The sequence below is a fragment of the Streptomyces viridochromogenes genome (assembly GCF_001270495.1).
Taxonomy (GTDB): Bacteria; Actinomycetota; Actinomycetes; order Streptomycetales; family Streptomycetaceae; genus Streptomyces; species Streptomyces viridochromogenes_A.
On sequence record NZ_LGUR01000151.1, the window covers coordinates 1 to 24,949 of the forward strand.

Annotated in this window: 16 protein-coding genes and 1 pseudogene; 6 read left to right on the top strand and 11 right to left on the bottom strand. The window is 72.1% G+C overall.

Annotation, left to right across the window (positions count from 1 at the left end; translation table 11 throughout):
• The 5 genes and pseudogenes from ADK36_RS15870 to ADK36_RS15890 all read right to left on the bottom strand — a co-directional run.
• Positions 1 to 712, bottom strand: a pseudogene (locus ADK36_RS15870) (condensation protein); the annotation flags it as partial.
• Positions 709 to 5,070 (bottom strand): alpha-(1->3)-arabinofuranosyltransferase domain-containing protein, encoded by a 4,362-nt coding sequence (locus tag ADK36_RS15875; RefSeq protein WP_053197979.1) that lies wholly within the window; start codon positions 5,068 to 5,070, stop codon positions 709 to 711. The gene ADK36_RS15875 and the pseudogene ADK36_RS15870, both read right to left, overlap by 4 nt.
• Positions 5,067 to 5,840 (bottom strand): class I SAM-dependent methyltransferase, encoded by a 774-nt coding sequence (locus ADK36_RS15880; RefSeq protein ID WP_048582404.1) that lies wholly within the window; start codon positions 5,838 to 5,840, stop codon positions 5,067 to 5,069. Before ADK36_RS15880 ends, ADK36_RS15875 begins: the two co-directional genes overlap by 4 nt.
• A gap of 46 nt (positions 5,841 to 5,886) precedes the next feature.
• The gene (locus ADK36_RS15885) at positions 5,887 to 7,035 is read right to left on the bottom strand and encodes a glycosyltransferase family 4 protein (RefSeq protein WP_053197981.1); all 1,149 of its coding nucleotides are present in this window, start codon (positions 7,033 to 7,035) and stop codon (positions 5,887 to 5,889) included.
• 228 nt (positions 7,036 to 7,263) lie between these two features.
• A complete protein-coding gene (locus ADK36_RS15890) occupies positions 7,264 to 8,250 on the bottom strand; it encodes a DUF3068 domain-containing protein (protein WP_048582402.1) in 987 nt (328 codons plus the stop codon).
• A 221-nt stretch (positions 8,251 to 8,471) separates the two neighbouring features.
• Between ADK36_RS15890 and ADK36_RS49530 the strand changes: the two genes are divergently transcribed.
• A complete protein-coding gene (locus ADK36_RS49530; protein ID WP_199830190.1) occupies positions 8,472 to 8,624 on the top strand; it encodes a hypothetical protein in 153 nt (50 codons plus the stop codon).
• A gap of 65 nt (positions 8,625 to 8,689) precedes the next feature.
• Positions 8,690 to 9,919 (top strand): PucR family transcriptional regulator, encoded by a 1,230-nt coding sequence (locus tag ADK36_RS15895; RefSeq protein WP_048582425.1) that lies wholly within the window; start codon positions 8,690 to 8,692, stop codon positions 9,917 to 9,919.
• A 27-nt stretch (positions 9,920 to 9,946) separates the two neighbouring features.
• On the opposite strand, the gene ADK36_RS15900 is transcribed toward ADK36_RS15895, so the two are convergent.
• The 5 genes from ADK36_RS15900 to ADK36_RS15920 form a co-directional block, all read right to left on the bottom strand.
• Positions 9,947 to 10,813, bottom strand: a complete 867-nt coding sequence (locus ADK36_RS15900) for a hypothetical protein (RefSeq protein ID WP_048582401.1) — start codon at positions 10,811 to 10,813, stop codon at positions 9,947 to 9,949.
• 28 nt (positions 10,814 to 10,841) lie between these two features.
• Positions 10,842 to 11,441, bottom strand: coding sequence for a hypothetical protein (locus ADK36_RS15905; protein ID WP_053197984.1), 600 nt, complete (start codon positions 11,439 to 11,441; stop codon positions 10,842 to 10,844).
• Positions 11,442 to 11,556: 115 nt separating this feature from the next.
• Complete coding sequence (locus ADK36_RS15910; RefSeq protein ID WP_048582399.1) at positions 11,557 to 12,921, bottom strand: protein kinase domain-containing protein; 1,365 nt, start codon at positions 12,919 to 12,921, stop codon at positions 11,557 to 11,559.
• A gap of 43 nt (positions 12,922 to 12,964) precedes the next feature.
• Positions 12,965 to 14,455 carry a hypothetical protein gene (locus ADK36_RS15915; protein ID WP_199830191.1) on the bottom strand — a complete coding sequence of 497 codons (1,491 nt, stop codon included), beginning with the start codon at positions 14,453 to 14,455 and terminating at the stop codon, positions 12,965 to 12,967.
• A gap of 60 nt (positions 14,456 to 14,515) precedes the next feature.
• Positions 14,516 to 18,139: a serine/threonine-protein kinase gene (locus ADK36_RS15920; protein ID WP_053197987.1), complete on the bottom strand. Its 3,624-nt coding sequence runs from the start codon at positions 18,137 to 18,139 to the stop codon at positions 14,516 to 14,518.
• 115 nt (positions 18,140 to 18,254) lie between these two features.
• On the opposite strand from ADK36_RS15920, the gene ADK36_RS15925 reads away from it, so the two are divergent.
• From ADK36_RS15925 to ADK36_RS15940, 4 genes are all read left to right on the top strand, one after another.
• Positions 18,255 to 21,158, top strand: a complete 2,904-nt coding sequence (locus ADK36_RS15925) for an AfsR/SARP family transcriptional regulator (protein ID WP_234329779.1) — start codon at positions 18,255 to 18,257, stop codon at positions 21,156 to 21,158.
• Between the two features lie 77 nt (positions 21,159 to 21,235).
• Entirely contained in the window at positions 21,236 to 21,571 is a 336-nt protein-coding gene (locus ADK36_RS48860; RefSeq protein WP_159029179.1) for a hypothetical protein, read from the top strand.
• 232 nt (positions 21,572 to 21,803) lie between these two features.
• A complete protein-coding gene (locus ADK36_RS15935) occupies positions 21,804 to 22,577 on the top strand; it encodes an IclR family transcriptional regulator (protein ID WP_048582396.1) in 774 nt (257 codons plus the stop codon).
• Positions 22,574 to 23,425, top strand: coding sequence for an SMP-30/gluconolactonase/LRE family protein (locus tag ADK36_RS15940; protein WP_048582395.1), 852 nt, complete (start codon positions 22,574 to 22,576; stop codon positions 23,423 to 23,425). The genes ADK36_RS15935 and ADK36_RS15940 overlap by 4 nt, the downstream gene beginning before the upstream one ends.
• Before the next feature lie 88 nt (positions 23,426 to 23,513).
• Here ADK36_RS15940 and ADK36_RS15945 read toward each other — a convergent pair whose 3' ends face one another.
• Positions 23,514 to 24,920 (bottom strand): NAD(P)/FAD-dependent oxidoreductase, encoded by a 1,407-nt coding sequence (locus ADK36_RS15945; protein ID WP_199830192.1) that lies wholly within the window; start codon positions 24,918 to 24,920, stop codon positions 23,514 to 23,516.
• Between the last annotated feature and the right edge of the window lie 29 nt (positions 24,921 to 24,949).

Genomic DNA, 24,949 nt, shown 5'->3' on the forward strand with positions numbered 1-24,949 from the left:
GTTCGGGGGTGCCGGGGGCCACGCGGGCGGGGTGGGACCAGTTGGACGGGGTGTCCTCGGGAGGTGGGGGCGCGTCGGACGACGTCCGTACGGGAGGTGCGGCGGGGGAGTTGTCCTGGCCGCCGTACAGCTCCGCGGCGGTGGCCAGGACGCGTAGGCAGGCGGGGCCCTCGAGGGCGGTGTGGTTGATGGTGAGGAAGAGGACGGTTCCCCGTGCGGTGCGTGGTCGTGGACCGTCGGTTCCGCGCGGCCGTACCCCCACGGCGTCGCCGGCCTCGCTCCCCTCGATCCGCCCCGCCCCCGGACCTGCGCCCTCCACCACCTCCACCCTGATCGGCGGCGACAGTGACAGCGGCGGCGCCTCCGTGAGCGCCCGCGTCCGCGCATCCCGCAACGCGTCCCGCCCCGGCGCCGCAAAGCCCACCACCTCCACGTCCGGCTCCGCCGTCAGCTCCCACTCGTACCGGCGCCGGTACCACCGCCCGGGCGCCTCCCGCATGAGGATGCGCGGATGCCGGCGCAGCGCCTGGGCGAAGGCCGCCCGCAGTCGCCCGGCGTCCAGCCGCCCCGGCAGATGCACCTCGATGTGCACCGTCTCCGGCTCCTCCTTCTGGAGGCAGTGCCGGGCGACCTCGTCCACGACGGGGAAGGGGACGCGTACCGGCGGCTGCGGGGTGCCGTCGGCGCGTGGGGGCTGTTGCAGTGCGGTCATGTGGTGTCACCCCTGCGTGTGTCCTCGGGCTCCGGCCCACCGGGGCCGCGTGCGGAGATGGTCGGCCCTGACGCGGGTCGCGGGCCGGCACCGGGGGCAGCGCTCGTCGAACCGGGTGGCTCGGTCCCCATCGGACTCCGCCCGCGCCGACGCCGCGGCAACGGCCGTGTCGGCGTCTCCGGCGAGGCGGGGCCCGGCCCGCCCGAGGACGCGCCCGATCCTGCCGAACCGCCTGCCGCCCCCACCGGCTCCCGCACCGCCACCACCCCGGCGAACAGCCCGATCAGCGCCAGCAGTTGGGCCGTCGGACCGAAGGCGCCCTCAGCCGCCCCCACCGGTTCCCCGGCGCCGGTCGCCGCCGCGACCCCCGCCCCGGCGAGGGCGGTGAACGCGATCGGCACCAGCAGCGTGTGCCTGCGCCACGCCACCACCGCGAGGGCGGGCACCAGCAGGGCGAACCATCCGGCGATGAAGACGGCCACCACCGTCACGGCGACCGTGCCGAGCCACAGCCCCGGCAGTGGCGGGGCGGCCTGGGGCTCGTCGGGGTTCGGGGTCCGGCGGCGCCACAGGGCCAGCCCGGCCAGCAGGGCGATCGCCACCGCGCTGCCGATGAGCCCGCCCTCGTACAGCACGGCAGGCTCGTACGACAGCTCGACCGTGCCACCGGCGCCCGCCGGGATCCGCCAGCCCTGCTGCCAGCCGTCCAGCCGTACCGGTGTCAGTTCCTTGCCGTTCAGCGTGGCGTGCCAGCCGTCGTTGAAGTTCTCGTACATGGTCAGGTAGCTCGCCGCTCCCGAGCCGACCGTCACCGCGCGGCGGTCGCCGAGCCAGTCCCGTATCTTCAGGTCACGCGTGGCCGTCGAGGGCTCGGCGACCGTGCCGCGCGTCAGGGTCACGTCGGTGAGCGCGAGCGGCCCGGCGTCCCCGGACTCGACCCGGTGGTCACCGGCCGGCAGCCGCAACTCGGCGTCACCCCGATCCTGCTGACAGAGCGTCACCTCGACCTGCCGCCGTTCCATCAGGTCCCGTACCGTTCCGCGCACGCTCGTGCGGTACAGCTCACCGTCCACCGCGACGACCGGCCCCTCACCGCACGGCAGCGAGAACGGCCGGGTGCCCTTCGGCTGCGGTGTCCGGTACTGGTCGAGGGCCGGGACGTATGCCTCGGTCAGGCCCACCGGGAGGCGTAGGTCCTCGCCGACCATCGGGTTGTAGAGGGTCAGCGGGGCCGTCTGCGTGATCGTGATGTCCAGCCGGTCGGTCGTGATGGCGGGGAAGCGGACCCAGCCGTTCTCGTCGACCCCGGCGATCACCGCACCGTCCGGCGAGCTGATGTGCACCTCGGTGGGGCGGGTGGCGAGGCCGCCCGCGGGTGCCAGCACGATCTCTCCCACCGCCTGCTTCCCGGGCCAGCGCAGGTGGATCGTGGGCCGGTCGCCCGCGATCCACGCCGTGGTCAGGTCGCCGTCGGTGAGGTTGCGCGGCGAGAGGCCCGCCCCCAGCCGCGCCGTCGAGTCGGCGGTGGCGACGATCCGGTTCCGCTGCTCCGGCGCCACCTCGTACAGCAGCTTGTCCAGCTCCTCGCCCGCCACCGGCACCGCGCTCGCCCGCACCTCGTACGTCCCGGCCGTGGACGTCCTGAAGCGCCGGTGCAGACCGGCCTCCGTGCCCGTAGCCGACAGCCCTGCGGGGTCGGCCGTACGGGACAGGGAGACGATCTCGGCGGCGGCGCCGGAGTTCTCGGCGTCGGCGGGCAGCCGCAGCAGCCGGGTCACCTGTACGTCCGGCAGGTCGATCTCGGAGAAGCCCGCCCCGGTCAGCCCGGCCCGCCGGGACACCGAGTCCGTGATCGTGAGTTTCATCCAACTCGTCGTGCCCGCAGGCGCCTTGACCGACTGCGCCGAGCCGTCCGGCCGGAGGAAGGAACTCACCGCCCCTTTCTCCGTCTCCACCCGCACCCGCGTCGGCGCCTCCCGCACGCCCTCCTGCGGCAGCGGCGTCACCTTGAACGACTTCGGCATGTCGTACGACCCGCCCGCGAACCCGATCCGCAGCCACTCACCCTCCGGAGAGCCCTCCGAGCCCTCGGTCCACGCCGTGTCCGGGTTGCCGTCGAAGGCGTTCACCGGGTCGAACTGCGGGAGATGGAAGAGCCAGCTGCCGTACGACGACGCCGTCACCGACCGTGCGCCGCGCAGCTCGGCCACCGTCTGGTGGTCGAGGCCGGTGGTGGGCAGGATCTGGTGCGGTTTCTCGCCGGCGTCCTGGGCGGCGTCGGGCGCGTTGCGCTCGTCGCGGGTGTACGTGTACGACGTGTTGGCGTTGATCAGCCCGAACCGGGTGTCCGCACGCCGCAGCCCGTCGCCGATCACCTGCACCGGCGGTGAGCCGAGCCCGGGATGGTTGTCGCCGGTCAACACGCTCGCCCGGCCGCGCAGTTCGGACGCCAGCGGCAGCAGCGCCTCCGGCCCGCCGGACACCACGGCCGTGTCGGCGACCGGTTGCAGCCCGGCCTGGTGCGGACGCGGCACGTCCGTGCCGACCGGCTGGTAGATCTCCACCGCCCGCTGCCGCGGATACAGTCCCTCCACCTGGAGCGGGGTACCGGGGGCGATCGTCCCTCCGGTCATGACCGGTCCGAGCCCCGTCACCCGCTCGTACCCGGACTGCTCCAGGGTCCGCTTCACCGTCGTGGTCGGCACCTGGCCGATCTGGTCGGGATCGAGGTCGTTGCGGACGACGACGTAGAAGACACCGGCCCGGCTCAGGTAGTCGGCCAGCCCCGGCACTTCACCCCCGCTGGTCAGCGCCTGCTCGACGGCGTCCATCGCACGCCGGTTGCCGGGCGTGCCGAAGGGGACGTAGTCCCGCTGCGCCCAGCGCGAGTCGGCGAGTACGTCCAGGGGCTGGTCGATGGTGGAGCCCCAGGTGTAGATGCCGTGCGCGGTGGCCGGCACGACGAGGGCGCGGGCGTCGGGGGAGTACTTCTCCATCCAGTCCGCCGTGGCCTGCCAGTACTTGGGGATCTCCTTGAAGGAACCCGGGTTGAGGATCGAGCCGTTGAGATACGGCCACATCAGGCCCGGCAGAATCAGCACGGCCGCGACCAGCGGCGCGAACCGCCGCCCCCGCACCCGCCGCGCCCCGCGCGCCTCGGCCGCCACGCCCACCAGATGGGCGAGCCCCAGCACCAGCGCCAGAGCGAGCCCCGTCTGGAACTTGTAGATGTTCCGGAAGGGAACCAGCCCACCGTCCAGCCAGTCCTGCACGACCCCGTGGAAGGGCGCCCCGAACGTCCCGCCGTACCCGGCGAGCAGGATCAGCGCGACCGTCACCACGGTCAGCACCAGCCACCGCCGCTCCGGCATGTCCCGCCGGGCCAGCCCCGCGAGCCCCAGCCCGGCCGCGAGCGCCGAGCACACGATCACGACCGCGGCCGAGGCGACGGCCCATCCGGCCGGCAGCCAGGCCTCACCGAAGTGCAGATAGGCGACCCAGTTCCCGCCGCCGCGCAGCGCCTCCGTCGCCGACATGGTCTCGGTGGTGGTCTGCGAACTCTCCACGTACGGAAGGAAGTTCTCGCCGTAGGTGCCCAGCAACAGGAGCGGGATCACCCACCAGGCGGTCGCCAGGACGACCCCCGGCACCCACCACCCGATCAGCTTCCGCTGCCGTGGCCCGGGCGGACGGGAGAGCAGATACAGCCCGACGGGCAGCAGCGAGGCCAGCGTGGAGGCGGCGTTGACGCCGCCCATGAACGGGATGACCAGCGCCGAGCGCAGCGCGGCGACCCGGGCGGCGTGCCGCTCGTCGGTCAACGGCAGCAGCACCCAGGGCAGAAACGCGCCGGGCAGCGCGGCGGCCGACGTGGACCCGACGACGATCGTGAAGACGGGCCACAACGCGTAGACGACGGCGCCGAGGAGCCGCGACCCCCCACACCCCACCCGCAACCGTTCCGCCAGCCGCAGCGCACCCCAGAAGGCGACCGACACGATCAGCGACAGCCACAACCGCTCCGCCAGCCACACCGGCAGCCGTACGACGTCGGCCAGCCAGTAGAACGGCAGCATCGGCCACAGATAGCCCGAGTACTGGTTCTGGATCCCGCCGAAACTGCCCTGGTCGGACCACAACTGCCCGAGGTCGGAGAGGAACCGCCCCGGATCGACGGTCACCCCCAGTTTGGTGTCGAAGGTCTGCCGCCCCGGCTGCACCGCCAGCAACAGCACGAACACCACGGCCCAGAAGCCCAGCAGCCAGCGCCGCGACCGCGGCCCCTCCGGCGGCCCCGAGGCGGGCGCGGAGGTGGGCACGGCTGCCGGGGGAGGAGCCTGGACCGTGGTCGTCGTCATGGTGGACACCGCCTGAGGATGAGGAGGAGGTTCCAGGTGGCGAACTCGCGCAGTCCCGGCGCCTTCACGACGCCCTCCGCGAGGAACGGCCAGTAGCGGGAGCGCGCCGAGACGATCTCCACGTCGTCCCGGGCGCGGACCTGCCGCAGGGTGGTGCCGATGTGCACGGCGAAGAGGTTCTCGCCGAGGGTGTGCTTGGCGGCCCGTCCGGTACGGCGGCGATAGCGGGCGCGGGCCCGCTCGGCGCCGAAGTAGTGCCAGGGGGCCCACTCATGGCCGCCCCAGGGGGAAAGCCAGTTGGTGAACGACACATAGACCAGCCCACCGGGCCGCGTCACCCGCGCCAGCTCACTCAGGAACGTCTGCGGATCGGCCACATGCTCCAGCACATTGGAGGAGAAGGTGACGTCGGCGACCGCGTCCCGCAGGGGCAAGAGATACCCGTCGGCGACGACGGCCCCGTCGGGTGGCTTCGCCCCGAGTTCGCCGAGGTCCGGCTCGAAGAGGTAGGCGTGCGCCCCCCGCCGCCGGAACTCCTCGGTGAAGTACCCGCTGCCACCGCCTACGTCCACGACGGTACGCCCGGCGACCGGGCCGTCGTAGACCTCGACTTGGTCGGCGGCATCACGGGCGAGAAGCGAGTAGCAGGCTTCGGGATCGTCCTGCTCACGGAGAAAGGCCCGGAAGAGGGCGAGGGAGCGCTGAAAGGACGGATCCTTGAAACCCCGGTGCGGAGACGTCCCTGAGGGGCGCGGGGAACTGCGCGACAAGCCACGACGGTCCCGCAGCCGCGAGACAACCTCACCAACACGGCGTTTAGGCGTCACGGCACACGGCCTCCGACGCAACCGCAAGGAACTGCCGAACCGTCCGATCCCAGCGATAGCGCGCGGCCCGATCCCGCGCAGCCTTCCCCATCAACTCCCGCCGATGCCCGGACAACGCCAGCGTGCACCACGCGGCGGCAAAGGAAGACTCACCGGCCGCAAGCACCCCCGTCTCCCCGTCCGAGACGGAATCCCGCAGCCCAGGCACATCAAAGGCAACGGTCGGCGTCTCCCGGGTCGCGGCCTCGGTGACGACGAGCCCCCACCCCTCCACGGCCGAGGGATGAAGCAGCAGCCACGCCGCACACAGCAGCCGGTGCTTCTCCGCCTCCGACACATGGCCGACGAACTCGACGCCGGGCCCGGCTAGTTGCTCGAGAGACGCCCGCTCGGGCCCGTCCCCGACGATGACCAGCCGCCCGCCGGTGACGGGCCGCACCCGCTCCCACAACCGCAGCAGCAGATCGATCCGCTTGTACTCGACGAGCCGCCCGACGGCCACGAACAACGGCTCGGGCGAACGCTCACCCAAGGGCCCGGGCTCCTCGACCCCGTTGTGCACGACACGAATACGCTCCCGCTCGACGCCGATCCCGCGGAGCGCATGTGCCGTGGACGGCGACACGGCGACCAACAGGCTCCGCCGCTGCGCACCCGTCAGCGCCCAGTGCTCAAGTCTTCGGCCGAGCCGGGCGGCAGGCGCCATCGCACCACCGAACCGCATCTGCCACAGATCGGTGTGCACATGGTTGACCAGGCACAACGTCGGCCCGCGATGCCACAGCGGGGCGAAGTACGGCATCCCGTTGCAGACTTCGACCAGCAGATCGCAGTCGCCGACCTGACGGGCGAAGGCGGATCTGGCGCGCAGGTAGTGGCCGTAGGAGCCGCCGGCCGACACGACCCGGTAGTCGCGGTACGCCGCCGGCCCGCCGCACAGCAGGGTGACCTGGTGGCCGAGCCGGGTCAGCCCGTCGGCGAGCCGGTCGACCAGCAGCTCGGAGCCGCCGGCGGCCTCGTTGCCCAGGTCGCGGTGGGCGAGAAAAACGATTCGGCGCGGATGTGGGGGGAGCGCCGGAGGGTGGTGCTGCGACGCCGGGGGGAGATCGGCGCGCAGCGAGGGCACGTGCTGGGGCATGGGTGCTCCAACTCGTCTCAGGGTGCGGAACCTGGCGTGGGGGGAGGAGGGTTGGGTTCCTGTGGGGAGGAAGTGGGGCTTCTCGGGGCTTCTCGGGCTTCTTACGGTCGTGCTGAGGGGGCTGTGGACAGGCTGTGTCCGGGTGGGGGTGGACAGTTTTCGCCCAGCAGTTCGCCACGGCTACTCACCGGCGTGACAATTTCGGGCTCAATTAGAGCTGACGTCACGTCATATCGTGAGTGAAGGCTGGGGCATCTCGGCCGTACCGGGAGCTTCAGGGCGCTTACGTCCTCGTACCACCAGAACACCACCCACCACCGCAAGGGCGAATCCTGCCCCAGCAGACCCGACCGGCAATGTCTCGCCCACCATCCGCAGCTGGCCGCTGTCCCGCTTCGCCTGCCGTACGGCCTCCTTCTGCGTGGCCGTGGTGAACGCGATCTTCTCGCTGTCCAGGAGGACCGCCGCGTCCTTCTCGCCGCCGGGAGCCCGCAGTGTGCGGCGCGGACCGGTCTGCGCGTAGACGACCCGGCCCGTGGCCTGATCCACGACGAGTTTGAAGCCGTGGTTGGAGTACCACTCCTCGGCCAGTACCTGCGGGCGGTCCGGCTCGTCGACGAGGCTGCCGGGGACGAGCCGGGTGCCGACCTTGCGGGGCGCGACCGTGCCGGTGAACCGGTATCCCGTGTACCCCTGGACCTTCTCGGTGCCGTCGTAGCGCAGGGTGATCGTGGTGCCGCCGGTGTTGTCCCACCACTGGTAGGAGCGCTTCTCCACGTCGAACGGGAACTTCAGATAGGCCTCGCCCTCGATGTACGGCGACTCCTCGCAGCAGTGCACGGGCCTGGTCGTCCTCCGGTCCATCACCCAGCGGTGCGGGGTGAAGTCCAGCGCGTCGTGCGGGTCCGCGGCCGGCAGCGACTTGTCGGTGTCGACGGTGGTGATCACGTCCCAGACGGCGTTGCCGCTGCGCTCACTTTCCGCCACATTGCCCCGCACCCGCTGGGTGACGGTGATTCTCTGGTCTGGCACGGTCTCGATCTTGTCCGTGTCGAAGACACTTCCGGTGCCCTTGTACTCGGCGGTGGTGTCGATGTCGATGGGGTTCACGGCGGCACGCGGGGCCACGTACCAGGCGAGCATCGGCGCCAGTACCAGCAGAAACGTGCCGAGTCCCAGCAGGATCAACGAGAGAGGTGAGGCTGTACGGCGCATCCGGCACTCCTGGGGATTGACGCATGGTCGGCGCACACTCGGTGCACGGTCGTTGCCTGGCCGTTCTTGGGCCGGGAACCGTAGGCGTCCCTTGACGGAGTGTCAATGTCTTGACGGGCTGTCCCGGCTTGTCGAGACTGAACCCGACAGGCAGGGGTCGGGTTCAGGCTGGCACCACCGGGGTGGGGACGACCTCCGGATGCAGAGAGGCTGACCCTGCGATGTCCAGACTGCTCGCCGCCGCGCTGACCGTCACGCTCGCCGCCGTACTCGCGGTGGGTGCCGCGCTCGGCGTCGTCGCGCTGCTGGAAGCGACGCCCGACCAGCCCAACACACCCTTGATCACGTACGAGCAAGCGGGCCAGGGGAGTTGACCGTGGCAGCCACCCCAGTGACTCCCGCCACCTCCGTCACTCCCACCACCTCCACCACTCCCTCCGTGACCTCCCCCGCGGTCGCCGCGCGCTCTGCCTGGCGGGACGTACCCCGCTTCCAGGTCCGCCGTTTCGCGGAGCTGGCGATGGCGGACGCCCCGGCCCTCGCCGAGGAGATCCTGCGCGAGATCCGCCGGGAGTACCCGCATCTGCCCCTGGTCCTGGACGAGTCGGGCGAACCGATGGCCCTGGTCGGCATCCGCCGTGCGATCGAGGTCTTCGTCCAGCACCTGGAGACGTCGGAGGGCCGCCCGACCGTCCCGCCCGGCGTCTTCCAGGAGTTCGGCCGGGGCGAGGGCCTGGGCGGCCGGTCCCTGGACTCGCTCCAGGCGATCTACCGGATGGGCGTACGGCTGGCCTGGCGCCGTTTCGCCGAGATCGGCCAGCGGGTCGAGATTCCGCCGCCCGCGATGTACGAGCTGGTGGACGCGGGTTACGAGTACCTGGACGGCCTGGTCGACCAGTCGGTGCGCGGCTACGCGGAGGCGGCCGCACGCCAGGCGGGCGAGCGGTTACGCCTCCAACGCCGCCTGATGGAACTCCTGCTGGCCGAACACCACCGGGGTGACCCGGCGGACGCCCTGACGGAGCGGGCGGCCCGGATCGGCTGGCCGCTGCCCGAGAAGGTCGCCGTGGGCGTGTTGCTGCGCCCGGCGCGGGAGGCGATGGCACCGGCCGTGGGGCAGGGGGTGCTGCTCGACATGGAGTACGAGCAACCACGCATGGTCGTCCCCGAGCCGGACGTCGGCGGCCGCCCCGAACTGCTGCACCGGGCCCTGACCGGCTGGTCCGGAGCGATCGGGCCTCCGGTCCCCCTCGCCGACGCGGCGAAGTCGCTGCGCTGGGCCGAGGCGGCCGTACGTCTGATGGAACGGCGGCTGCTGCCGGCCGGGGACGTCCTCTACTGCACCGAGCACACCGAGGCGCTGGTGCTGTTGCAGCCCGAGGAGCTGATCGACGACCTGGCGGTGCGGTGCCTGGCGCCGCTGGAGCACTGCGGGCCCACGCACGGCCGACGGCTGGCGGAGACGTTACTGGCGTGGCTGGAGACCAGGGGCGGGGCCCCGGAGGTGGCGGCCCGCCTGGGAGTTCACCCCCAGACGGTCCGCTACCGGCTGCGGCAGATCCGGGAGTTGTGGGGCGACGAGATGGACGACCCGGATCGGCGGTTCGAGTTGGAGCTGGTGTTACGGGCGCAGAGGTTGAAGGGGGCGTTGGGGGAGAGCCCCCGTTAGCGGGGCGCGGCCCGTTGTCCGGGTTGTTCAGAGGCCGTAACGGCTCTTCAGATGGCGCCAGAAGTCCCGGAACATCCATGTGTCGAACTCGGTGATCTGCGCTGCGGATCCGGCCTTCATGAGGAAGCAGCACTGGCCGGTCGGGGACCAGTCGTAGAAGTCGTCGAGCCCGAAGGTGTGGCCGACTTCATGCAGATAGATGTGGATGTTCTCCTGGCCGAGCGCGGAGGTGAAGTACTCCTGCCCGACCCGCTGCCCCCAGTCGCCGCCGGCCCCGCCCTGGAAGCCCTTGGTCAGCCAGAGAGACTGGTCGTAGTGGCGGGCGGCGCCGCCCGGGCACTTGGAGTAGTTGCCGTCCTGGTGGAAGAAGCGGCCGCAGTCGGGGGCGCATTGCGGGGCGCCGCCCCCGTCGAGCACTCCGGCGTAGATGTCGACGGAGTTGTCGCTCCACTGCAGGGTGGACCGGTTCTTGACGGCCCAGCCGACGATGTTGACGGGCACGTTGGTGTACGGCCAGGCATTGGTACCGGTCCCGTCGCTCTCGACCATGGCGGCCATCCACTTGCCGAACTGCTTCTTCAGCGCGGCGTGGATCTGGTCGCGCAGGGCGGCGCTGACCGGGGCGTCGGACTCCCAGCGGACGCAGTAGTTGACGCTGCCCCGGTTGGCCATGACCTGGTCCCAGCCGTAGTTCCGGAAGCCGTACAGGTCGGGGTAGGTCGACTCGACATGGTTCCAGACCTCGCCCAGGGGCTGGACGAGGTTGGCGGGCGGGGCCCAATTGTCGGCCGCCTGACCGGCGGCCTGTGCGGGGGCTGCGGTGACGGCCGGCGCGGCGATCAACGCGATCACCGCGGCGAGTACGGCACCGAGACGTGCAAGGCGGCTACGCATGGTGAACTCCCTTGGTGGGGGCGGGACTTCACCTGATGGTTGCCGTCGGGGCGGTGGAGGTTGCCGGCTGTGCGGTGGCACTCCGGCGAGCCGGCCGGGCGGAACGGGTGCGGGCGGCCCCGGGGCGCAGGCGGCGGCCTCGGCGGGTCAGGCCCCAGGGCTTGAGAACCGAGATCACCGTCATGAAGACGTAGGCGGACAGCGACACGATCGGCCCCATCATCAGGCCGGTCGCATCGGGCAGCGGCCCGCCCGCGGCGACGGCGGCGACGGTGGAGCCCAGGCCGGGGCGCAGGGCGAAGGCCGTGGCGGTGATCGTGGCGAGGGTCAGCCAGAACTTGATGTAGACCCACCGGTGCCGCGCCAGCCCCCACTGCGTACCCAGGGACAGCACCAGCCCGCTGACCAGCGTGAGGAACGCGACCGGCAGCAGGAGCCAGTCGGCGAACAGCTTCATGGCCCGCACGGACGCCTCCACGGTCACCGCGGACCCGGTGGTGGCCGCGGTGACCGCGAGCGCCAGCAGCCCGACCGTGAGCCCGAGCCAGCCGGCGGAGGCGACGACATGCACGACGAGGGCGGCCCGGCGGACGGGCCGGCTCAGTTTCGCAGAGGGCGTGGAAGACATGGACAACACCGTGCCGGGCGCGGGCGGCGGGCACGTCTTACCGGGGGAGTAACCCCGTGTACTTGCGTGGGCGTACCCGACGACACTCCGGCTGCTTCGTCCGGGCTCCCGCACGTCAGCCGTGGGTCGCCTCAAGGAGTGCCTGCCGCAGGTCGGCCGCGCTGTGGAAGCCGAACTCAGGTTCCTCCCGAAGCGCTTGGTCGATCACGTCGGCGAGGGCCCGCGGCACCTCCGGCTCACGCTCGCGCACCGGCACCGCGGGGGATTCCAGGACGATCCGCCAGGGGTCCTCGCCGGGCGGGAAGTCCCGGGGGAAGACCCCGGTCAGCATGTTGTACAGGCAGGCGGCGAGGGCCCACACATCCACTGCGGGCCTGGCGTCCTTGAAGTTGGTCACCTGCCGGGCCGGCATGAACCTGGGCTTGCCCATGGCGTCCCCGGTACGGGTGAGACCGCTGAGGCCGGCCCGGTCGAAGGCCTTGGCGAGACCGAAGTCGCTGATCTTCGCCGTCAGGGAGCCGTCCGGGGCCTTGTGCAGCAGGATGTTGGACGGGCTGAGGTCACGGTGGACCACGCCCTGGCCGTGCGCGGCCTCCAGCCCCCGCAGTGCCTGAACGGCGAAGTCGACGGCCTCGTCCACGGGCAGCCGCCCCCCGCTGCGCCGCAGGAGGGTGTCCAGGCCGCCGCCGGTGCAGTACTCGGTCGTGAAGAAGAAGACGCCGTCGCAGTATCCGGCGCCCTTCAGCGCGGCGATGTTCGGATGCCGCAGCGCCTTGGTGAGCGCTGCTTCGCGCAGGAAGCGCTCCCGCGCCTCGGGACGCGTCGCCACCCTCGGCAGCATCACCTTCAGGGCCACCTCCTTCCCGGACGACTCGTGACGGGCCAGATGGACGACACCCATGCCGCCACGGCCGAGTTCCTGGAGGAGGGTGTATCCGGCGATGACGTCGAGTTCGCTGTGCCCGGGGCGCGCCAGGTCGAGAAGCATCCTGAGGATCGCGCCCGGTCTGGCCTGGCAGGCGGCACAGAGGTAGTCCCCCGGCTGGAAGCCCGCCTCGTCGCCGACGTCGCGGCCGCACCTGGCGCATCGGGCGCGGCTGACGGTGTCCTCGGCGTGGATGTTCACGCGGAAGACGGTGTCACCGATCCTGATCCGGTCACCATCGTTGAGGTCGTGCTCGGGGTAGGTCTGGGCGGCGGCTTCCTCGGGGGTCTCGTCCTTCGCCCGCTGGCCGATCTTGCGGCCGTTGAGGTACGTGCCGTTGAGGCTGCCGAGGTCGCGGATGCGAATGGCGGGCGGGTTGACGTCCAGCAGGCAGTGGTGGCGGGAGACGGTGCGGTGGTGTTCGTCATTGGGCAGCTGTGGCGAGCAGTCCCCGGAGCGGCCGACTATGGAGGTGCCGCGCTCCTCGAAGACGTAGGCGCCGCGGTCGAGGCGGCCGCTGACGAGGGTGAGGGTGACTGTGGGCGGTCGGGACATGAGGTGACGGCTCCTGCGCGGGGGGGTGTCCGTGGGCGGTGCGTCAGTACTGCGCCTGCTGGCGTTCCTGGAACTTCTTCTCGAAGCCGGCGACGAACGTCGCAGGTGCGACGGAGGAGGACGAGTGCACCAGGAAGCCGTCGTCGGCGATGTAGAAGATCGCCCGGCCGATGGCTATCTGGCCGCGCGGCACGGGCACGTAGACCATCCATCCGATGCTGAACCTGTCGGCCACCAGGTCCGAGACCGAATAGCCGGGGTTGTTCCCGAAGACGGCCAGGATGTACTCCCGGACCCGGGCGATGGCGTCCTCCTCATGCATCTGCGCCGGCACCGTGACCACCTGGCCGGCGAGCGAGAGCTGGTAGAGGGCGCCGTCGATGTCGAAGCGGCCGTCGTCGCCGAAGACGCTCACCAGCGTCTCGCGGGTCACATGCCCCTCCTCGGCGGCGGACACCAGCTCCGCCGCCGACGCCCGCCGCTCCGCGTCCGGCGCCCGTGAGCCGGTGACCAGCCCCGCGACGATGCCCGCGGTGGTCTCGGCCGTCCACAGTCCCGGCACAGCGGTGCTCACCGCTTCCGCCGACGGTGAGTCGCCCCGGTACCAGCGCCCGGCGTCCCACCAGTAGCAGAACGACAGCAGGCCGGTGGCGGCGCGCGGGTTGAGCACCTGGTTCGCGACCCAGTCGGGCGCGCCCGCGTAGAGGTCCGGCATGTCGTCGCCGTCGTTGTAGGCGGCGTCCAGCCTGGGGTCGTCCCACACTCCCCCCGACAGCACCGCCCGCCCACCGGGCAGCCGGTAGAGCGTGGAGCCGCCGCGGCGGGAGCTCTCGAACCAGCCCATGCCGGGCAGGACCCTCGGCCCCCAGTCGGACCGGGCGGCGACGAACGCCGCCGAGATCACCGCCCAGCGCGCCCACATCTGCGGGAAGTACGGGAAGTCGTTCTCGCTGAGGGTCGGCCACACCTTGTTCCTGCGGTCGGCGCGAGCCTGTGTGGCGGCCTGCTGCGGGGTGCGCTGCTGCCGGGCGTCGTGGGAGACGTGCGCCGCCAGCCACACCGGCAGGTCGCCTCGCGGGTACGCCTCGAGATCCATCCGGTACTCCTCGGGCTCGAACAACTGACTGTCGGGGAAGGGTTCGCTGCCGTAGTCGTAGCCGACGGAGAGCTCACCGGTGTCGTCGAGGTCCAGCGTCAGCCGCCACCAGGGGCCCGCGCCGAGCTCGGCCGATATCTCGCGCTGCTTGCGCACGAGCCCGAGGACGGAGCGCGGCGGCTCGATCGTCGTCCAGGTGTGGTCGAACACGGAGACCTTCGCGAACTCGGCCCCGACCGTGAGCGCGAACTCGGCTTTCAGGCACTCCCACTCGGGCGGTCCGACGCGGATGAGCGCCGCGGCGACGCGGAGCGCCAACTCCTCGGCCTGCGCCCGGACTCCGAGTCCGGCCGGCATCGGTGCGTCCGGGTCCTTTCCCTTGGCCCACACATCGGGTCGCCCGATGCCCACCCGGAAATCCTTCAGGAACTCCCCCATGAACACTCCTCCGTGTCCTTGCTGCCAGTGGTTGCTCGTGTCCGTGTCGCTCGTGGTCCGTCATGGTGTGAGCCGTGCCCGCACTCCCTCGGGCCGCAGCCAGCCGTAGCCCGCGTCCTGGAGCCGCCGCAGCAGGCTGTCGAGGTCGTCGGGTGTCCACCGGGCACCGAACCGGCGCCGGAACACCTCCAGGTGCGGCAGCGCGCCGTCGTCCCAGTCGGCCGGTTCACGGGTGTGCCACTCCCAGTCGAGCGCCCAGGACCGCAGGTTGCCGTCGCCGTCCGCCGAGAGCACGGCCCGCCCGTCGGGTGTCGTCGCGAGGCAGGCCGGTGCTTTGTCGAGCCCGTCGAGCGTGCGCACACAGCGGCCGCTGTCGACCTCCCAGACCCCCACGCTCGCGCCGGCGGACATCGCGTAGCGTCCGTCCGCGGTGATCCGCAGCCCGCCGGAGGCCGAACCCTCGTCGAAGGACCGCACCTCGGCCCCGGTGGCGACGTCCCACATGCGGACGGTCCGGTCGTATCCGCTCGCGGCGGACAGGGCGAAGGTGCCGTCGGCGGCGACGCACAGGGCCGTCACGGCGCTCTTGTGCCCCTCCAGGACATGGACGCACCGGCTCTGCTCCAGATCCCACAGCCGTACGGTGCCGTCAGACCCGCCCGACGCGAGAAGGCGGCCGTCCGTGCCGGCCCAGAGGCAGTTGACCGGCCCTTCGTGGCCGGTCAGCGTCCCCGTGAGGTCGCCGGTCTCCACATCCCAGAGCCTGATCGCGCCGTCACCGCCGCCGACGACGGCCCCTCGACCGTCCGCGGTGAACCGCACCGGTACCGGCGGCGCGGGTGGGAACCTGTTCGTCCGCAGGATGCGTCGGCACGTCCCGGTTCCGACGTCCCACAGCCGTACGGTGCCGTCCTGGCCGCCGGACAGGACCCGGCGCCCGTCCGGGCTCAGGCAGACCGACCTGACCGGGCTCTGGTGGCCCGCCAGTTCGCGCAGGCAGGTGCCGTTGCGCAGGTCCCAGAGCCGTACGGTCCAGTCGGCGCCGGCGGACACCGCCAGTCGCGCGTCATCGGTCAGGTCGACCGCGTACACGTGCTCGTCGGACGCGTCCAGGGTCCGGGCGGGCCAGGCCGTGCGCAGCCCTGCCCGCATCGCGTGCCGGCCCAGCTCCCACCAGGCGGACATCACGCGCGGAGCGCGTTCGTGGCCGGCGACCTTGCGCGCCTGGCCGAGCAGGTCGTGCGCAGTGGCGTAGTGCCCCCCGGCCATGGCCTGCTCCGCCTCGGCGACCTTCGCGCCCGCACGGTCCTCCAACTCACGCAGTTCCGCGAGCGGGAGGGGGCGGCTCAGCTGCGGCGGGGCGGAGTGGTCGCCCGGCAGATCCAGCGGCCAGGTCCGTACGCCCTCGCGGGTTTCGGCACAGACGGCGTGTCCGGTCCCCGGCCTGGCGGCGTCGAGCAGGAGGGCGTTGATCCGCATGTCCTGATAGGTGCGCAGACACTGGCCGCTCTCCAGGTCCCAGTAGCTCACCGTGCCCCTGGTGTCGTCGCCCGCGAGCAGGAAGCGGCCGTCGGCGCTGAACGACATGAGGTTGGCCCGCCTGCCTCTCAGGACACGGCGGCACCGGCCGTCCCGCAGATCCCACAGGCCGATCGTGTCGTCCTGGTAGGCGATGACCGCCGTACGCTCGTCAGGGTGGAAGGCCAGGGCGAACACCGGCGCCTTGTGACCTGTCAGGACCTGGTCGCACCGGCCGCTGGCAAGGTGCCACAGCCTGACCGACTGTCCCTGCCGGTCCCAGCCGCTGGACAGCACCCGCCGGCCGTCCGCGCTCACCTCCACGCGCTCCACACCGGCCGTGTGCCCGGCGAGCGGTTCCCGGAGTTGCCCGCTGTGGGTGTCCCAGACCTGGATGGAGTCACGGGACCATCCCCACACGGCGAGGCGTCCGTCAGGGGTCAGGCGGATGCCGTCGGCCTCGGCGGTGAGGGTGCGCAGGCATCGTCCGGTGGTCAGGTCCCAGAACCGTACGCTGCGCTTCTCACCGCCTTCGCTGGCGGAGACGGCGAAGCGGCCGTCCGGGGTGAGGTCGAGGGTGTGCGTGCGAGCGAAGCGTCCCTCGTCGCGGTCTGTGTCGAGGCCGTGTCCGTCGAGATCCAGCAGACACCGGCCGTCGGCCAGGTCCCACAGCCCGATCCAGTCAGAGCCACCGGTCAGGGCCAGCCGCACGGCGGGAGCGAGCCGGACGGGTAGCAGTCGATGGCTCGGGCTCTTGTGTTCCGCGTGCCGCGGTACCTCCCGGGTGCTGGTGACCCGCCCCGAGCGGATGGCGCGCAGCGCCGACCGGACCTCCGGCTCCCTGGACCGCTTCTGGGCCACCTCCTCCAGGAGTTCGCGGGCCGACTCCAGATCGCCCCGCTCCACCGCCACCTGGGCCAGCAACTGCCGTGCCTGCCAAGGGTCCTCGGCGTCGGGACGTACCGCCTCGATCCGGCTGATCATGTCCTCGTCGGTGAGGTCGCCGCGCCGCCACCGCAGCAGTCCGCTGTTGTACGTCGCTCCCAGGTGCCGCGGGTCCGCCGCGAGGGCCTGCGTGAACGCCCTCTCCGCCTCGGGCGTCCGGTCCAGGTCGAGCAGGGAGACGCCGCGGTTGTTCAACTCGTCGGCGCGCAGGTCGGCTTCGACCGGCTCCGGGCGCGGGTAGGCCAGGCCGGTCACCTCGCCGTGGATGTCCTTGAGACGGGCCGCGACCTCGGCCATCGAGCGTGGCCGGTCGGCGGGGTCCCCGGCGAGGCAGCGGGCAAGCAGGTCGGCGAGGTCGGCGGGGACGATCGGCAGATGCGGCTTGCCCGTCCCGCCGGCTTCGAGGTACTCGTCGAGGGCCTTCCCCACCACGCGCCCCACACGCCAGCTCACGCCGCCGGTGAACATCTCGAAGACCGACACCGCGAAGCTGTAGATGTCGCTGCGCCGGCCGAGCGGCCGACCGTCAGCCTGCTCCGGCGAGGCGTACGCCGGGCTCATCCCGCCGTTGGGGACCAGGACCGTGACGCCGGGCGGAAGCGACGGATCCGGTGCGGGGGCGGCACCCTCGTGCGCGGTCGCGGCGGCACGGGCCTGGGCCAGCCCGAAGTCCGTGACCTTGGCCGTCCCGTCCTCCGTCACGAGCACGTTGCCCGGCTTGACGTCCTGGTGCACCAGGTTCCGGCCGTGCGCGTGTGCCAGGCCCCAGGCCGTCTGGATCGCCAGGTCCAGGACGCGTGCCCGTGCCGCCGAGGGGCCGCCCTCGTACAGCCTGCCGTCCGCGATCCAGTCCGCGAGGGTGGTGCCTCCCGGCACGTACTCGGCGAACACGCAGGGGACACCGTCGAGCGTGCGCACGTAGTGGCAGGTGCACACGTGCGGATGCAGTCCCAGCGACACCCAGGTCTCCGCCTCGGCGGCGAACTTCTGTTTGTGCGCGGAGTTCCTGAACCACTCCGGCCGGGGCCGCTTCACCGCCAGGTCGGTGTCCCACAACAGGTGCCGCACCCGGTACACCAGGCCCATGGCGCCCTGATCGTGCACCTGCTCCACCCGGTAACGGCCGTCGATGGTCGTGTCGACCCGCCAGGACGAGGAGACGCGGGACGTCGGATCAGGCGTTATCGCGTACACGTCCGGCGGCCCCCCTCGGAACAGCATCGGTCACTTCGGTCACCTTCACTTGTGCGGGTTGTGCGATGTCACGCACGTCAGCCTGGCCACAGGTGCTGCAATGCTGATGAATTTCCGATGAAGCGCGGAGCGGAGGCTCAAGGTGGGCAGGACTTCTCGGCTGCGGATCGAGGTGCTCGGACCGTTACAGGCATGGCGGGGTGAGGCCCGTCTGGATCTGGGACCGGTGAAGCGGCAGGCCGTGCTGGCCGCGCTGCTGCTGAGGCAGGGGGCCGTGGTCAGCCACGAGCAGCTGCTCGACGGGGTCTGGGGAGACGAGCCGCCCGCCTCCAAAGTGCTGCCCACGCACGTCAACTCCCTGCGCAGGGCGCTCGATCCGGAAGGCACCCCGCACACCGAGTCGGTGATCCGCAGCGGCAAGGGCTGGTACCACTTCGTCCTCGACGGCGTCCGCCTCGACACGACCGACCTGGCCGAGCGCGGCGAGGTGGCGCTGCGCGCCAAGAAGTCTGGCCAACTCGCCCTGGCCACCGAGCAGTTTGGCGAAGTGCTCGGACTGTTCCGGGGTGAACCGCTCGCCGGTCTGGAGGGGCCCTTCGCGCGCACCGAGCGGGACCGGCTCACCGAGCGGCGGCGGGCGCTCAGACGCGCATGGCTGGAGTGCCTCGTTCTGCTGGGCCGGTTCCGGGAGGCGCTGGACGACCTGGCCGACGTTTCCGGGCCCGACCTGTACGACGAGTCGCTGCTGGCCCTTCGGATCCGGGCCCTGTACGGCTGCGAACGCCAGGCGGAGGCACTGAACACCTACGAGGACATGCGGATCCGGCTGCGCGACGAGCTCGGCGTCAGCCCCGGCGAGGAGCTGCGCCGGGTGCACAAGGCGGTGCTGAAGCAGGACGACGGCTCCCTCCTCGGGGCGGCCCCGGCCCGGTATCGAGTCGGCGCCGTCAATGAACTTCCGGGTGACTTAGGGCAGTTGACGGGACGGGAGGCCGAGCTGGCCCAGCTGACCGCGCCCGCCGCGCCCGGCTCCGGCTCCGTGTCGATCGTGACGGTCGACGGTCCGGCCGGGGTGGGAAAGAGCGCGCTCGTCGTTCGCGCGGCCCGTGTGCTCAGCGCAGACCACCCCGATGGCTGCCTCTTCATGGACCTGCGCGCCCACAGCACCCACCAACGCCAGTCCCCGGCACGGGCGTTGCAACGGCTGCTGCGCTCGCTCGGCGCGGCCAAGGGCGAGTTGCCGAGCGACCTCGACGAACTCACCGCCGCCTGGCGGGCGGCGACCAGTTCGCTACGGCTGCTGCTCGTGCTGGACGATGCCCTGGACGCCGATCAGATACGGCCGCTGCTGCCCGCGGGGGCGGGCAGCAGGGTCCTGGTGGCGGGCCGGCGTCGGCTGGCCGAGCTCGACGCGGACGTACGCGTCACCCTGGAGCCGCTGGCCAGCGGGGACGCCGTATCGCTGCTCACGCACCTCATCGGCGAGGAGCGCGCGAGCCGGGAGCCGGAGGCCGCGCGACGGCTGGCGGGGTTGTGCGACGGGCTGCCGCTGGCCCTGCGCATCGCCGGGTCCCGGCTGCAGAACCGGCGGGTCTGGACTGTGGAGTACCTGGTGGGTCGGCTGACGGACGACGAGGGGAGGCTCGGCGAACTGCGCGTCGGGAACCGCAGCGTGGAGGCCGCCTTCCGGCTGTCGTACGACCAACTGACCTCCGAGCAGCAGCGGGCGTTCCGGGTGCTGGGGCTCGCGCCGACGGTCGAGTTCGACGTGCTGACGCCGGCGGCGATGCTGGGGCGTCCGGCGCGTGACACCGAGCGTCTCCTGGAGAGCCTGGTGGACATGAGTCTGCTGCAGGAGCCGCGGCCGGGGCGGTATCGGCTGCACGACCTGGTGCGGGTGCACGCGCGGCGGTTGGCGGAGGCCGAGCCGGAGGCGGCGGTGGCCGCGCGGAGGGCGGCGCTGCGGCTGTTCCTGGACGCGGGGAGGATGGCCAGTGACTGGGGGTCGGTGGCGTTCCCGACGGGGCCCCAGCCGACGGCGGGGAGCTTCGGCGGCTGGCGGGAGGCGGAGACGTGGCTGGACGCGGCGGGGGGTGAGCTGCCGGACGTGGTCGCGTATGCCGTGGAGTTCGGGGAGATCGACTACGCCTGCTGGATCGCCCACGCGCTGTGCGACTACTTCGTACGGCAGGGCCGGTACCACGAGTCCCAGACAGCCCTGGAGACCGCGCTCGCACGCGTCGACGAGGCCGATGACGAACACATGACCACCGGGCTGCGGGGCTGTCTGGCCTACACCAGCGTCTACCAGCGCCGATACCAAGAGGCGCGCGCCCTGTTCACCGAGGGACTGCGCCTGAGCCGGCACCACGGCCACCCGATCGACGAGGCCCGGGCTCTCACCGGGCTCGGATCCGTCGCCGTGAGTGTGGGTGAGGCCGACCAGGCGATCTCCCATGTCACCGAGGGGGTGTTCCTGTCCCGACGCCTGGGCGACGACTGGGCCGCCGCGATGGCCCGCCTCGTCCAGGGGCGCGCTCACCAGATCGCGGGACGGGACGAGGAGGCGCTGGCCTGCTTCGCCGCCGCGTGCATGCATGCCGAGGCGGGCGGCCGACAGCATGTGCTCGGCCGGGTACTGAGCCTCGCCGCCGACGCCCACCTCCGCCTCGGCCGGCACGGCGAGGCGAGGCACCGCCTGCGTCAGGCGGTCCACCTGGGCGAGCAGTGCGGGGACGTCTTCTTCTGCGCGCGCAACCTGACCCGGCTGGGCACGGTGGAACAGGGCGAGGGAAACCCGCGAGCAGCCCTCGCCTTCCACCGGCTGGCTCTGGAACTGCACGAGTCGCTGTCGCGTGTCACCGAGCCTGCCTACGACTGGCTGGAAATGGACATCCGCACCCGCTTGGCAACCGCCCACCTGGCGACGGGTTCGGTCCACGAGGCGCACCGGCAGTTCCAGCGCGTCCTCGACGTGTACGAAGCCCGCAAGCGCCGCAAGGCTCACGCCGACCGGCTTGCTGAGGATCGAGTTCGGCGGCGGTGATGTTCGGTGTCGTTGGAGTCGTGGGCCAGTGGAGAGGTCCCGGAGTCGACCCGGCGGGTGGTGCGCAGGGTGCACCGATGCGGCAACCGACACCCCACGCCGCCCTGCGTCGGCCGGACCCGTTCGTCGGCGAGTGGGACCTGTGGGCCGCCGGCCGCACCGTCGGCCCGTTCCGGACGGAGTTCGCCTGGCTGGAGGGCGGCGCCTTCCTCGCCCCCTTCCTCCACCATGTCGGTGATCGGCTACGACGACACCGCCGACGAGTTCACCGCCCTCTACGCCGACGGCCGCGCCGTCGCCCGCGTCTGTCGCGGCAGCATGACCGACCGCACCTGGCCCCAGCAGCGGACGGCGAGGAGTGGACGACCGACTTCGACGCGGCGTTCGTGCGTGCGGGGAAGCCGCTGAGCTGACGGGGCCGACCGACTGGACGCACGACGGGGGCCACGCGGCGCCCGTGCGGCACAGTGTGACGAGCCGCACACAAGAAACGGTACTGGCCGTTCATCGCGCCCGCGGAGCTTTCGAGCCGGTCCGCGCAAGGCCATTGCCGGGGCAAACGCACTTTGAGTAGCCTGTGTTCGTTATTCCGATCGGCTGTTGAAATTTCGAACGCAGCCTGACATCCAAGGGAGGGTGCCGGACGTGGGACGCCTCGTACCAGCCGTGACCCGGGCTCTCGACATTCTCGAGCTCTTCCTCGACGGGGACGGCACGCTGTCCGCCCCCGACATCGTGCGCAAGCTCCAGCTGCCACGCACCACCGTGCACGAGCTGGTCACCACGCTCGCCGCCCGGTCGTACATCGTCCAGGTGCCGGGTCAGCCAGGACGGTACCGCCTCGGCGTACGGCCGTACCAGCTCGGCAGCCGGTACGCCGAGCAGCTCGACCTCGCGGCCGAGGGGCAGCAGGTCGCCCGGTCCGTCGCCGAGACCTGTGACGAGACCGTGCACGTGGCCATCCTCGAGGGCACCGACGTCATCTACATCGCCAAGGTGGACTCGACGCACGCGGTGCGCATGGTGTCCGCCGCCGGGCGGCGGCTGCCCGCCCACTGCACGTCCGTCGGCAAGATGCTGCTGGCCTCCCTTTCCGAGCCGGAGCTCTCCTCCCGTATCGCGGACGACGCCGACCTCATCGCCATGACACCCAACAGCATCACCGACCCCGGCGCCCTGCGCGAGGCCCTCGCCGGGATCCGGCAGCGGGGCATCGCCGTGGAGAGCCGGGAGTCCAACCCGGACGTGTCCTGCGTCGCCGCGCCCGTGCGGGACCGTACCGGGCAGGTCGTCGCCGCCCTCTCCATCTCCGTGCCCATGATCCGCTGGAGCGACGACCGGCGCGTCGAGCTGGAGCAGCTCGCCGCCAAGGGGGCCGCCGAGCTGTCGGAGCGTCTCGGGCACCGGAGCGTGGCATGACGGCGACCGCGTACGAGGTGGCCGTGCGTGCCGAGGCGGAGCTCGGCGAGGGGCCGACCTGGGACCCGGCGACCGGGCGGCTCCTCTGGATCGACATCCTGCGGTCCCGCATCCACACGTACGACCTCGTCTCCGGGCGTCGCTCGGTCCGTACGGCCCCGCAGCACATCGGCGCCGTCAAGCCACGCGTCGGCGGCGGTCTGGTGCTGAATCTCCGGGACGGCGTGGGGCTGCTGGACCCGGACGACTCCTTCCGCTGGCTGCACCACGAGCCCCTCCCCGGCCGCCGCGCCAACGACGCCGCCGTCGCCCCCGACGGCTCCCTGTGGGCGGGCACCATGCGCTACGACGAGGCCCAGGGCGGCGGCACGCTGTCCCGGATCACCGGTGACGGCGCGGTCGAGGTGATCCTCGACGACGTGACGGTGAGCAACGGCACCGGCTGGAGCCCGGACGGCCGGCTCATGTACTACATCGACTCACCGACCCGGCGGGTCGACGTCTTCGACTTCGTGGACGGCCGGGCCGTCAACCGGCGACCGCTCGCCGAGATCGAGGACGGCGCCGGGTTCCCCGACGGTCTCACCGTCGACGCCGAGGGATGTGTGTGGGTGGCTCTGTGGGAGGGCGCCGCGGTACGCCGCTACACGCCGGCCGGTGAGCTGGACCGCGTGGTCCCGCTTCCGGTGCCCCGCGTCACGGCGTGCGCGTTCGCCGGACCCGACCTGACCGACCTGTACATCACGACGGCCCGCGTGGGCCTCGCCTCGCCGCCTCCGCTGGCGGGGTCGGTCTTCGTGGTTCCGGGCGCCGGGAAGGGGATGGCGCAGCCGGCGTTCGCCGGCTGACCGAGTGGCCGCGGGTGAGCCCTTCACCCGCGCCACCCCCAACCGTCGATACCGCAGCCCCGCCGCCGCTCCCGCAGCCCCGCCGTCGCTACGGCAGCCCCGCCGCTTTCCTCTCCTCCGTCGTCAACGGCGGCCCGCTCAACGCAGGCTTGAGCGGGCCGATCGCGGCGGCCAGCAGGACGGACGGGGCCAGCAGCACCTCCGCGCCCCGCTCCAGCGACGTCACGTCCGTCACCCGGCGGGCGATCCGGCCGTTGCCGGTGGCGGTGTGCATCAGGCGGGCGACGTACGCCGCCACGAGCCGCTCCCGCACCGTGGGGCCGCTTTCCGTCGCGCCCGGGTAGAACACGTCCTGTCCTATGGCCATGTCCCAGGCCGCGCCGACCGGGCGGGCCAGCGCCCGCTGGACGCGGCGCGCCAGGCCGGGTGCCGTCGGCCCGTGCCGTCGGGTCATGTCCCGCAGGATCAGGGCGCTCTGGGCGGCGACCGCCAGACCGTGGCCGTAGACCGGGTTGAACGCGGCGAGCGCGTCGCCGAGGACGACGAGGTTGTCCGGCCAGGCAGGCATCCGCTCGTAGAAGAACCGGCGGTTGACGGTGGCGCGGGTGCAGTACACGGCGGACAGGGGATCGGCGTTCTCGATCAGTTGGCCGATCAGCGGGTGGCGTAGCTTCTCGCGGGCGAACGGGACGAAGTCCTCGGGCGCGGAGGTCGGTTCGCCGCCCCGGGTGCCGGAGAGGGTGACGATCCACCGGCCGTTCTCGATCGGCAGCAGGAAGCCCGCCCGGCCCGGCCCGCCGTCACGCGGGTCGGGCTGCACGTTGACGACCGGGAAGCCGTCCCGGGCGTGCTCGGGGGCGAGGTAGAGGCGACTGGCGTACGCCAGGCCGGAGTCGACCTCGCGTCGCTCGGGTGCGGGAAGACCGAGCGCCGTCAGCCACCTGGGCGTCCCGGAGCCGCGGCCGGTGGCGTCGACGACCAGGCGGGCGGGGAGGGTGCGTTCGGCGCCGTCGCGGGTCCGGATCCGTACGCCCGTCACGGCGGAGGCGGTGCCGGTCAGCCCGACCGCCTCCGCCCGCTCGACCAGTTCGATCCGCTCGTCGGCGAGGACCCGCGCGCGGATCGTCGCGTCCAGCAGGTCCCGGCCGGCCAGGATCACATGGTGCGACTCGGGCCAGCGCCGGAACCAGCCCCAGGCCGACAGGGCGACCATGTCCGTGGTGACCGGCAGTCGGCGTGCCCCGGCCTCCCGGAGCACCTCGGTGACGCCCGGCAGCAGTTCCTCGATGGCCCGTGCCCCGCCCGACCACAGCATGTGCGCGTGCCGCGCCTGCGGCAGCCCCTTGCGGGGGTCGGGGCCGTCGGGCAGCGCGTCCCGGTCGACGACGACCACGCGGTCGGCGAACCCGGCGAGCGCGCGGGCCGCGAGCATGCCGGAGTGGGATCCCCCCAGGACGACGGCGGTTCTGACGTCTGGGGCGGGGCGTTCGTTCATCGGGATGCCTCCGTGGATACCCCCGTCTT